The organism is Faecalicatena contorta, from assembly GCF_021531995.1.
In the GTDB taxonomy this organism is placed as follows: domain Bacteria; phylum Bacillota; class Clostridia; order Lachnospirales; family Lachnospiraceae; genus Dorea_A; species Dorea_A contorta_A.
In genome coordinates this window covers 47,913-59,012 of sequence record NZ_JAFBIZ010000005.1, presented here as the reverse complement: position 1 = coordinate 59,012, position 11,100 = coordinate 47,913, and the positions used below count along the sequence as shown (strand labels likewise).

Sequence of the window (11,100 nt, the reverse complement as noted above, 5' to 3'; positions counted from 1 at the left end):
GAAAAAATACTAATAGAAAAAATCTATACACTTGAAAACTGCGGTACAAGAGGATACAATAGGTAATACGAGTGGATGTAATTAATAAAGGAGATACATGGCTATGGAAAATAATAATACAGCACCAATCGGAGTGTTTGATTCAGGTGTGGGTGGACTTACTGTTGCAAGAGAGATCATGCGTCAGCTGCCCGAGGAGAATGTGGTGTATTTCGGAGATACAGCAAGAGTTCCTTATGGAAGTAAGTCAAAAAATAATATTATCCGTTTCTCAAGACAGATCATTCATTTCTTAAGAACCAAGAAGGTTAAGGCGATTGTAATTGCGTGTAATACAGCCAGCGCACTGGCACTGGACACTGTACAGAAGGAGTTTGATATCCCGATCATTGGAGTGATCATACCGGGAGCGAGAGCTGCTGTATCGGAGACGAGAAATGGAAAGATTGGTGTTCTGGGGACAGAGGCAACGATACAGAGTGAGACATATACGAAAGTAATCCGCAGTCTGAAAGCGGATGCAGAGGTGGTAGGAAAGCCGTGTCCGCTTTTTGTTCCGCTGGTGGAAGAGGGATTTGCAAAGCACAGAATCACAGAGGAAGTGATTGATATCTATCTGGCGGATATGAAGAAGACGGATATTGATACTTTGATTCTCGGATGTACCCATTATCCGCTTCTTCGCTCCAGAATTATGGAGTATTTCGGGGAGAAAGTACATATTGTGAATCCTGCATATGAGACAGCGATGGATCTGAAAGCAATATTGAAAGAAAGTAATATTGCCAATCATTCCGGCGAGCCTGGAACTTATGACTTCTATGTCAGTGATGCGGCAGGGAAGTTTACCAGATTTGCAGATTCCATTCTTCCATATGATGTGACAAAGACAAAGCAGATTAATATAGAAGAGTATTAAGGAGAGATTATGACGAAAGATGTACTGCTCAGTATATCCGGGCTGCATTATGAGGTGTCCGGATATGCAGATGATTGTGAAAATGGTGAAGATAATGAGCCGATTGAGATGATTACACCGGCCGCTTATTATCTGAAAAACGGCAAACACTATGTCCTTTATGATGAAGTCGTGGAAGGGGTACCGGGAGTCATTAAGAACAAAGTACGTATTACCGGGGAAGAGAAACTGGAGATTATCAAAAGCGGACTGACGAATACGCATATGATATTTGAAAAGGATAAGATTCATATGACAGAGTATGAGACACCCTATGGAGAACTGATGATGGGAGTTCATACAAAAGAGATGCGTGTAGATGTCAGGGAATCACTGATAGAAGTTCGTGTCAATTATGCGCTGGATATTAACAGTGAACCGGTGGCAGATTGTAATATATCGCTGAATATAAAAGCATTGGAACATTAAGCTCCAATGCTTTTTTCTTAATCTTATGCTTTTGGATTATTTGCCTGTTAATCTTGCAAAAAAGCCTTTTTTCTTCTGTGGTGTCTCCAGTGAACCTCTTACGCCTTTTACTGCCGTAATGTAGATGCCGCTTACGGTAGCTTTTACTTCCTTCTTTACAGGAATCAGCGGATATACCTGAGCGTCACACATAAGGGTCATGATCTTTGGTCCGATCTTTGCTTTTACAACAGGAACTTTGGAACGGCGCAGATACTTTGGTGTGTTGTCGATCACGATCTGCGGAAATCCTGCGTCTTTGAGTCTCATCTTTTTCTTGTCAATGATGAGCATAGACATTGTCTGTGCAACTGCGTCCAGCTGCTGCTGCTGTTCAGCCTGTTTCTTTTCTGCTCTCTTCCCTAAAAAATATAATACGATGCATGCAACGATTAATACTACAAGAATAACAAGCATTACGATTGTAAATATCTTCACAATGTACCTCCTAAAAATCTGTTTTCATGACGTATATTGTAACATTCTTTAAAGGCAAGTGCAAGAGCTCCGAAGATTTTCGATTAGTTTTCTGAAAAGAAAGGAATAATAGAGGCAAAAGAGAACGGACAGGTGGAATGATATGGGAAATCCAGAGTCAGAGTTTAAAGTGTATCAAGAATTAATACGCTATAATCGCAGAATGGGAGATGCTGTGCTGACAGATGACAATGAGGTGCAGATCTATACCGAGGGCAGAGAACTGTTTCACGCACTGATAGTAGAGATGAAGAAGGCCAGATCTTCCATCTATCTGCAGTATTATATCATCCGGGAGGATCTGGTGTGGAAGAAGATGGAAAAAGTGCTGAGGAAAAAGGCCGGACAGGGAGTGGAAGTCAGGATACTGTTTGATGGGCTGGGCAGTCGGAATGTCTGTGCAGGCAGATGGAATATGCTTCGTAACAAGGGAATTCATGTGGCTAAGACAGATGGTAATATAGGTGGCGGACAACGAAGAAGTCTCGGAATGATGCTTTCCGGAAGATGGGTCAATTGCAGGAATCATCGTAAGATAGCAGTCATTGACGGAAAGATTGGATTCCTTGGCGGATATAATATCGGAAAGGAGTATCTGGGTTATGATCGGAGATTTGGATACTGGAGGGATACACATATCCGGATAGAGGGGAGCGCAGTTGTAACCCTGTTGCTGCGTTTTTTTCGTGACTGGTATTATGCGACGAGTCAGGAACTGATCCTGCAACACAAGAATGCTCAATCTATACAGAATCATGGTTCCGGAGATAAGGCAGTCCAGATCATATCCGGAGGACCGGATTCATTCCGTCCCTTGATTCGTGATAATTATCTGTATCTGATCCGGCATGCAAGGAAGGCAATTCTGATTCAGACTCCTTATTTTGTACCAGACAGGAAGATTCGGGAAGCTTTGCTTCAGGCACTTGAAAACGGTATATTCGTATGTATTATGTATCCGTGCAAACCGGATCATCCAATCGTATATCGCGCAACAAGCTCTTATATAGAAGAGATGGTAAAGCACGGGGCGGTCTGTTACAGGTACGAGAAAGGATTCCTGCACGCAAAGTGCATGTGTGTGGACAAAAAAGTGACATGCATTGGAAGTGCGAATATGGATATGCGGAGCTTTCATCTGAATTGTGAAGCGAATGCCCTGATCTTTGATTCGGAAACAGCCAAAACATGTGAAAGAATCTTTTGGGCAGACAGCAGGCAGTGTACAAGGATGTCAGAGCTCATGTATCGTAGTCGTTCTGTCAGGACTCATTTTCTGGAATATGTATGTCGTCTGTTTTCCCCTTTGTTATAGGGTTCGGAGAATAAAAGAGTGAAATATGTGTGAAAACACTTTGAATGTGAAACGGAATGTGCTATAACATAATGGTAGTCTGATGAAGGCGCAGTCTGCAATTAATTAAGATATTATGAGGTGCGATATGAAAAAGAAAGTTATAGCTATATTAACAGGAGTTCTTGCAGCTTCCATGCTTCTGTCCGGGTGTGCTGCTAGCAAGGGTCTGGAAACAGATGAACTGAAGATCAGCATGTACAAGGGTGTAGAAGTAGAAGAGGTGGAAAAACCGGAAGAGGTTACAGATGAAGATGTAGAGAATGCGATCAATGCCACTTTGCAGTCTAATGCGACTACAAAGGAGATCACAGACCGTGCGGTAGAAAGTGGAGATACGGCTACGATTGATTTTGTCGGAAAGATAGATGGCGAAGAATTTGACGGTGGATCTTCCACCGATTATCCGCTGGAAATTGGTTCCGGACAGTTTATTGAAGGGTTTGAAGACAGTGTGATCGGACACGAGATCGGAGAGACTTATGACTGGAATGGAAAATTCCCGGATGATTATGACAATACAGATCTGGCTGGAAAAGATGTTGTATTTACGATTACTGTAAAATCCATTGCTCAGACGGAAGTTCCGGAACTGACGGATGATTTTGTAAAACAGGTGTCTGAAGAGTCTGCCAATGTAAAGGAATATAAGGAAGAAGTTAAGAAGCAGCTGGAAGAAGACAACGAGCAGAATTACGAAGATTCTCTTACACAGGAAGCATGGGATAAGGTTCTGGAGAATACGGAAGTGAAAAAATACCCGGAGGATGAAGTGAAAGAGTTCTCAGATTCACTGATCGAACAGTATAAGACAGCAGCTGAATATTATGGACAGGAGTATGAAGACTTTATCGAAACTCAGATGGGAACAACGGTCGAGGACTTTGAACAGCAGGTCGAAGACGTTGCAAAGGAAAATATTAAGCAGAAGATGGCAACAGAAGCCATTGCTGACAAAGAGAAGATTAAGATGGATGATGAAACCTATGAAAAAGAGCTGAAAGAGCTGGCTGATCTGTACGGATATACGGATGTTGATTCTCTGAAGGAAGCAGCTTCAGAAGAAGATCTGAAGGATATTGTCCTCAATAACCTGGTCAAAGAGTGGGTAAGAGAACACTGTGTTCAGGTAGCATCCAAATAATCAGTCAGGAAAGAATTCTTTCCATTCCCCCGGTTTTAGCTGAGGATCCAGTCGAATATTGCCGATGGAGATGCGTTTCAGCTCAATCACACAGCAATGAACATACTTCATCATACGGCGGATCTGCCGTTTCTTTCCCTCGGTGATTGTGATGGTTCCGAAGGTGACAGGATGCTCCGGCAGATTAGAGGAGATGGATGCCTGTACTTCCGGGTGGAGAGAAGGAAGAATAGCAGAAAGAATATTGTGCCCGGTGATTGTGATCCGGGCAGGAGAAGTAAGACTGGCGGCGCCCTTTAAGAGGACGCCGTTTTCTAATGCGCGGATTCTCTCTTCGGTCAGGTCTCCAAGAACCGTAAATTCATAGGTCTTTTCTTTGTGATAAGCCGGGTGAGTAAGTTTCTGATTCCACATGCCGTCATCGGTGATCAGAAGAAGCCCGGTGGTCTCGCGGTCCAGACGTCCTACCGGATTCAGATTGTCATTGTGAAGTTCGGAAAAATAGTCCATGACCGTCGGATAGCGGTCATCCCGGCGGGCAGTGACACAGCCGAAAGGCTTGTGGAACATATAGTAGTGATACATGGAATAAAGCACCTCCAGTTATGGATTCCCGGTATCCAAGAGTTACCTTTTGACAGTGTACCATATTTTTACAGAATTTCGTAAAAAATCAGTAAATCTTCAAAAAAACTCAATGGAAGCATTTCTGGTATGACCATCAAAAGGAATGTACCCTTGAGCAGATTGGTGAACTTTCCAAACAGTTAGTCAGTGAAGGCGTTACTGAATATATAAAAAGTATGAGATAAAGATAGTCACGGCTGTTGCCCCTTACGGAGTAGCAGTTGTGTTATATTTTTTTTGAAATTGAGGAAAGTATAATATAGTATCGGAATTTTCTTCCATATATGATAGAATATAGTTACTGGAATAAAAACTGTTTTGTGCGTTTTAGTGACAGGAAAATTGGTATACAAAGGAGAGGGATTGTATTGATGAGAAAAAAATGGATTGCATTGTTAGGTGTGGGGATACTGACTGTCAATTCAGTGATTCCCAATACGATGCTGTTAGCTTATGCCGCCGATGCGGAATCCGAACAGGCGGCAGTCGTTAGCGCAGGAGAGCAGATCGTAGAAGAACAGATTCCTGAGGAGCAGACGGCCGAAGAAGACAGTATCGAAAGAACCGAAGAGGTTGAGGAAGAGATTGTTTTGGAATCCGAAGAAGAAAGCATTGTTATCGAAAGTGGAAGCTGTGGAGCTACTACGGAGGATAATGTGGTATGGACGGTGCTGGACAGTAATGCTGACGAGACGGGAGATACCCTGGTGATCAGCGGAAATGGTGCCATGAAAGATTATTATGGAAATGCGCCATGGAATAACTACAAAGAGAGTCTGGAAAAACTGGAGATCCAGCAGGGAATTACCTATATTGGTAAACAAGCTTTTTATCAATTTGCAAAATTGGGTGGAGAATTGATCATTCCGGATAGTGTTACAGAAATCGGCTCTTCTGCCTTTTATCAATGTAGTGGTTTTATCGGGAACCTGGTATTACCGGAGGGGTTAAAGAGTATTGGCAGTTGGGCTTTTTATCAGTGTGAAGGCTTTACCGGAAAATTGATCATACCGAAAGAGATAACGAAAATTGAAGAATATACATTCTGTGATTGTAAGAACTTTACAGGCCTTCAACTGTCAGAAAATATATCATCCATCGGGAAGTCTGCTTTTTTGGGATGTAGTGGATTTACAGGAAGTCTGGTATTGCCGGAAGGATTGAAGAATATTGGGAAAAGCGCGTTTAGTCATTGCGAAGGCTTTACTGGGAAACTGATTATACCAGAAGGCATAATGAAAATTGAGGAAAGTACCTTTTATGGATGTAAACAATTTACCGAGCTTCAATTGTCGGAAAACTTAACATCCATAGAGCGTGATGCTTTTGGGGCCTGCAATGGTTTTACAGGAAGTCTGGTTATACCTGCGAAAGTGGAAACGATTGGAGCACAAGCGTTTTTTGGCTGCAACAAGTTTACAGAATTAAGACTTTCAGAGAATTTGAGGACGATAGGAAATGAAGCGTTTAGTTCATGCAGTGGTTTTACCGGGAACCTGGTATTGCCGGCAAAGCTTGAAACGATAGGAAATTCAGCGTTTAATAATTGTAATTTTACCGGAACTTTAGAATTGCCGGATAGCTTGACTTCTATCGGAAGTGGAGCATTCATTTCTTGTAAGTATTTTAGTGGTGATCTGGTGTTGCCTGAACATCTGAGCAGAATTGAAGATAGAACTTTCTCAGGGTGTAGCGGATTTGATGGAAAGCTGGTACTGCCAGAGGGCCTGGTAAGTATTGGGACTTCAGCTTTCAGCACCTGTTCAAAACTTTCCGGCCAGTTGGTAATACCCGAAGGTGTCACAAGAATTGAAGAAGAAACTTTTGAGGGGTGTAGAGGCTTTGATGGAGAACTGGTTCTTCCGTTGAATGTTACATTTATTGGAAATGAAGCTTTCAATGGATGTAGTAATTTGTCAGGAAATGTGTTCCTGTCAAAAAATGTGAAGTACATTGGGCTGGATGCGTTTAATAATTGTAAAGGATTGACTTCTGCAGTTGTGATTAATAAGGAATGTACGATTGCGGATAGTCAAAATACACTTCCTTTTGAGCGAATCTATGGTTTTGAGAATACGACAGCGCAGGAATATGCAGAAAAATATAACAGGGAATTTGAAGTGTACATCTGTGATCATGTCTGGGATGAAGGAGAGGTAATCACAGAAGCAACGTGTACAGAAGCTGGAGAGGAGCTGTATATATGTACTGTTTGTGAAGGTACAAAGACGGAAGTGATTCCAGAAAAGGGCCATACCTGGGATGAAGATTATACAGTAGATAAAGAGGCAACCTGCACAGAAATCGGAAGTGAAAGTATTCATTGCAGTGTCTGTGATGAGGTGAAAAAGGAGAGTTCACGAGAGATACCGGCCAAGGGTCATACCTGGAATACAGACTATACAGTGGACAAAGAAGCAACGTGTACAGAAGCAGGAAGTGAAAGTATTCATTGCAGTGTCTGTGATGCAGTAAAAGAGGATAGTGAACGAGAGATCCCGGCGAAGGGTCACAGATGGGATGAAGGAAAAGTGACAACGGAAGCAACGTGTACGGAAACCGGAGAAAAGACCTATACCTGTACAGTGTGCGGAATCATCAGGACGGAAGAGATCCCAGCAAAAGGCCACACCTGGAATACAGACTATACAGTGGACAAAGAAGCAACATGTACAGAAGCGGGAAGTGAAAGCATTCATTGCAGTGTCTGTGATGTGGTAAAAGAGGATAGTGCACGAGAGATCCCGGCGAAGGGCCACAGCTGGGATGAAGGAAAGGTGACAACGGAGGCAACGTGCACGGAAGAAGGCGAAAAGATCTATACCTGTACAGTGTGCGGAACAACCAGGACGGAAGAGATCCCGGCCAAAGGCCATACATGGAATACAGACTATACAGTGGCCAAAGAAGCAACGTGTACAGAAGCGGGAAGTGAAAGCATTCATTGCAGTGTCTGTGATACAGTAAAAGAAGATAGTGTACGTGAGATACCGTCGAAGGGCCACAGCTGGGATGAAGGAAAGGTGACAACGGAGGCAACGTGTACGGAAGAAGGCGAAAAGACCTATACCTGTACAGCATGTGGAACGACCAGGACGGAAGAGATCCCGGCCAAGGGTCACACCTGGAATACAGACTATACAGTAGAGAAAGAAGCAACATGTACGGAAGTGGGAAGTGAAAGTATTCATTGCAGCACCTGTGATGCAGTAAAAGAGGATAGTGCACGAGTAATCCCTGCAGCGGGACATACATATGGAGAATGGCAGACGGTAAAAGAAGCGACGACTTCGGAAGAAGGATGTAAGAAGCGTGTATGCAGCAAGTGCGGAGACGAAGAGATTCAGAGTATTTCGAAATTGCCTCTGGGTGAATGGAAGTCCAATTCCAAAGGCTGGTGGTTCCTTTGTACGGATGGAACCTATCCGGTGAGCTGCTGGAAGAAGATTGACGAACAATGGTATTATTTCAATGCATCCGGTTATCGTGTGACCGGATGGAATAAGATTAAGAATACGTGGTACTATTTTGATCCGGCGACAGGAATGATGTATGAGAATCAGTGGCTGAAACTGGATGGCAAGTATTATTATCTGAAGAGTGGCGGAGCTATGGCGACCGGCTGGCTGGATCTCTCCGGTAAATGGTATTACCTGAACAGCAGCGGTGTCAGAGCAAGCGGCTGGCTGCAGTCCGCAGGTAAGTGGTACTATATGGATTCAGAGACCGGAGCGATGCTGGAGAATGAATGGTATCAGGATACCTACTATCTGAAGGGCGACGGCGTGATGGCGACCGGCTGGCTTCAGCTGGACGAGAACTGGTACTATTTCAAGAGTTCAGGAGCAAAGGCGACCGGCTGGCTGCAGTCCGGAAGCACCTGGTATTATTTTGCACCGGCAACCGGCATCATGTATGCGAATGAATGGCTGGATCATACGTATTATTTCAAGGGAACCGGAGCGATGGTAACCGGTTGGCAGTCCATTGACGGAGAGTATTACTATTTTGATTCCAATGGCAGAAAAGTAACGAGTAAGTGGGTTGGCAATTATTATCTGAAGTCCGATGGAGTGATGGCTACAGATGAATGGGTCGACAACGACAGATATTATGTAGACGCAAACGGAAAATGGGTTCCGGGGAAAACAAAACAGTAGATGATACATAAAAAGCCCCGGCAGATTGAGTGATAAGTCTGCCGGGGCTTTGAAAATGAGTGATTGACACTGCTTTATTTGTTGCCGTAAGGAAGATAACAGGATACAGTGTGAACTTTAGACAGAATGAAAAAGCCCTTGAATTTCAAGGGCTTTTGTGATGCGGAGAAAGGGACTTGAACCCTCACAGGATGAACTCCCACTAGAACCTGAATCTAGCGCGTCTGCCATTCCGCCATCTCCGCTGACAAAAAGTATTCTATCACAGGATACACGAGAATGCAAATACTTTTTTGAAAAAATTAAAAAAAATCTCGCAAAAAAATGTCGGAAGCGAAAAAAGAAGATCTCAGGAAGGCAGTGTGTTCGTTTTAGAAATCGTTTTGCATCGAGGATTTGACAAATTCAGATAAATATATGCTGAAAAGTTATATTGGAGAGAGGAGTTTGCATCGAGAATTAAAAAAATCAGATCACATATATGCCAGAAAAAGGTATTTTGAGTAGAAATATGCATCTAAAAAATGTAAGAAACTGGTAACTAGATGACAAAAACAGAGAATATGGATGATTTTGGAAGGAAAAATACATATATAATTAAGAAATATGTTGTAACTCGATGCATGTCAAAGGATGAAGGACCCGCCCTGACACAAAATGGCATCGAGATATCAGGAATTTCCAGAATCTCGATGCCAGTAGAGAGCCAAGGAATCCTTACTTTACTTCGATCCCATTTACTTCCAGATGATCGTCGATGGCGATGACCAGGCAGCGTCTGCCGTCGATTTCCCGGGTCTCTACCAGATCTGAGCGTTCCGGATTCACTTTTATGATGATATCAGGCGTCTCGATTTGGAACGTTTTGGCACTGGCAATATTGGACGCAAGGAGTGTTTTGTGTTCGCCGACGGTTTCTTCATACTCTTTGTCGAAGGATTCAAGCTTTTCCTCAGATACACCACTTCTGGATAAGAGTTTCCTGACATCGGGTTTGGATAATTCCAGTGGCTCTGGTTCTTCTTTGGATTCTTCCAGCATTTCATTCAGATTGTCATGGATATTACGGACAACTTCATAATCGCAGTCATCTCCCAGAGTATCACTGATTATGGCCTGAAAGGTGGTCTTCTGATCACCGGCAGTCAGTGGAATGGCTGCGCCGAGAACGTTGGAGATAAAGGCAGGTTGAAGTTCTTCCGGCTTCTTTGTATAATACAGGACGCCATGCAGGTCGGTGGCGCGATCCTGGAATGCAGGAAAGAGGAAGCCTTTCACAGGTCCGTCTACAATCCAGTCGCGAATACGGTCTTCAATGTTATTGGTAAGAGCGTTGTAAGTAAGTCCTGCCTTGGTGAGATTCACCGGACAGATACTGCACAGGATATGATCATAGACCGTATCGGAAGCGTCATCCATCTCCATTCCGTCTTTTGCTACTCCCGGAACATCGTAGACGGCATGGATCAGCACGATGAAGTAATTCTCGCCATATTCATAGTTTTCGATTACTTTGTCATAGAATTCCTCCAGAAGCAGATCGTCTTCTAGTCTGCTGTCGCGAAGCTTTAACAGGAATTCCTGGGTTCCTCCGTTTAATTCCTGCTCCAGAGGGAATTCCATATTGATCAGATTCTTTCCGAGTGTGCCGGAGAGTGTGTGTTTAAATATGTCAAAGTATTTGAAAGCCTCTTCCTCCGGCAGGGAAAGAAAGGCTTTTTTCATCTCCATTTTTTTCTCTTTTTCATGATCCACATAGCAGCCACAGATACGGGTGATCGCACAGTTTTCCGGAGTAAACTGCTTGCGGATTTCCAGTACTTCTTTTTTATTCATTATCTGCACTTCCTTTTTTAGACTGTATCCAATCTTAGCATATTCCAATGTATTTTACAACATTTCCAAAAGGGAG

The 11,100-nt window shown here is 43.3% G+C and carries 8 protein-coding genes and 1 tRNA gene; 5 read left to right on the top strand and 4 right to left on the bottom strand.

All coding sequences use genetic code 11. From position 1 onward, the window contains the following. Nucleotides 1-97: 97 nt before the first annotated feature. Together murI and JQM82_RS01510 are read left to right on the top strand one after the other, a co-directional pair. Nucleotides 98-919 carry a glutamate racemase gene (murI, locus tag JQM82_RS01515; protein ID WP_420370597.1) on the top strand — a complete coding sequence of 274 codons (822 nt, stop codon included), beginning with the start codon at nucleotides 98-100 and terminating at the stop codon, nucleotides 917-919. Nucleotides 920-928: 9 nt separating this feature from the next. Further along, nucleotides 929-1,387 carry a DUF1934 domain-containing protein gene (locus JQM82_RS01510; RefSeq protein WP_235248143.1) on the top strand — a complete coding sequence of 153 codons (459 nt, stop codon included), beginning with the start codon at nucleotides 929-931 and terminating at the stop codon, nucleotides 1,385-1,387. Nucleotides 1,388-1,423: 36 nt separating this feature from the next. Here JQM82_RS01510 and JQM82_RS01505 read toward each other — a convergent pair whose 3' ends face one another. Continuing rightward, complete coding sequence (locus JQM82_RS01505) at nucleotides 1,424-1,843, bottom strand: hypothetical protein (RefSeq protein ID WP_268827642.1); 420 nt, start codon at nucleotides 1,841-1,843, stop codon at nucleotides 1,424-1,426. 163 nt (nucleotides 1,844-2,006) lie between these two features. Between JQM82_RS01505 and cls the strand changes: the two genes are divergently transcribed. Next, nucleotides 2,007-3,218 (top strand): cardiolipin synthase, encoded by a 1,212-nt coding sequence (gene cls, locus JQM82_RS01500; RefSeq protein WP_235248140.1) that lies wholly within the window; start codon nucleotides 2,007-2,009, stop codon nucleotides 3,216-3,218. Between the two features lie 127 nt (nucleotides 3,219-3,345). Then, nucleotides 3,346-4,401 carry a trigger factor gene (gene tig, locus JQM82_RS01495; RefSeq protein ID WP_235248139.1) on the top strand — a complete coding sequence of 352 codons (1,056 nt, stop codon included), beginning with the start codon at nucleotides 3,346-3,348 and terminating at the stop codon, nucleotides 4,399-4,401. Here tig and JQM82_RS01490 read toward each other — a convergent pair whose 3' ends face one another. Beyond that, a complete protein-coding gene (locus JQM82_RS01490) occupies nucleotides 4,402-4,986 on the bottom strand; it encodes a pseudouridine synthase (protein WP_235248138.1) in 585 nt (194 codons plus the stop codon). Between the two features lie 413 nt (nucleotides 4,987-5,399). Between JQM82_RS01490 and JQM82_RS01485 the strand changes: the two genes are divergently transcribed. Next, nucleotides 5,400-9,188, top strand: coding sequence for a leucine-rich repeat protein (locus tag JQM82_RS01485; protein ID WP_235248137.1), 3,789 nt, complete (start codon nucleotides 5,400-5,402; stop codon nucleotides 9,186-9,188). Nucleotides 9,189-9,349: 161 nt separating this feature from the next. Here the strand turns inward: JQM82_RS01485 and JQM82_RS01480 are convergent. After that, nucleotides 9,350-9,433, bottom strand: a tRNA-Leu gene (locus JQM82_RS01480). A 472-nt stretch (nucleotides 9,434-9,905) separates the two neighbouring features. Next, complete coding sequence (locus JQM82_RS01475) at nucleotides 9,906-11,024, bottom strand: DUF4317 domain-containing protein (RefSeq protein WP_235248136.1); 1,119 nt, start codon at nucleotides 11,022-11,024, stop codon at nucleotides 9,906-9,908. Nucleotides 11,025-11,100: the final 76 nt, after the last annotated feature.

Excerpts from the sequence above, each read along its gene's own strand:
- murI (WP_420370597.1), top strand. The coding sequence starts at position 98 with ATGGCTATGGAAAATAATAATACAGCACCAATCGGAGTGTTTGATTCA.
- JQM82_RS01510 (WP_235248143.1), top strand. The coding sequence starts at position 929 with ATGACGAAAGATGTACTGCTCAGTATATCCGGGCTGCATTATGAGGTG.
- JQM82_RS01505 (WP_268827642.1), bottom strand. The coding sequence starts at position 1,843 with ATGCTTGTTATTCTTGTAGTATTAATCGTTGCATGCATCGTATTATAT.
- cls (WP_235248140.1), top strand. The coding sequence starts at position 2,007 with ATGGGAAATCCAGAGTCAGAGTTTAAAGTGTATCAAGAATTAATACGC.
- tig (WP_235248139.1), top strand. The coding sequence starts at position 3,346 with ATGAAAAAGAAAGTTATAGCTATATTAACAGGAGTTCTTGCAGCTTCC.
- JQM82_RS01490 (WP_235248138.1), bottom strand. The coding sequence starts at position 4,986 with ATGTATCACTACTATATGTTCCACAAGCCTTTCGGCTGTGTCACTGCC.
- JQM82_RS01485 (WP_235248137.1), top strand. The coding sequence starts at position 5,400 with ATGAGAAAAAAATGGATTGCATTGTTAGGTGTGGGGATACTGACTGTC.
- JQM82_RS01475 (WP_235248136.1), bottom strand. The coding sequence starts at position 11,024 with ATGAATAAAAAAGAAGTACTGGAAATCCGCAAGCAGTTTACTCCGGAA.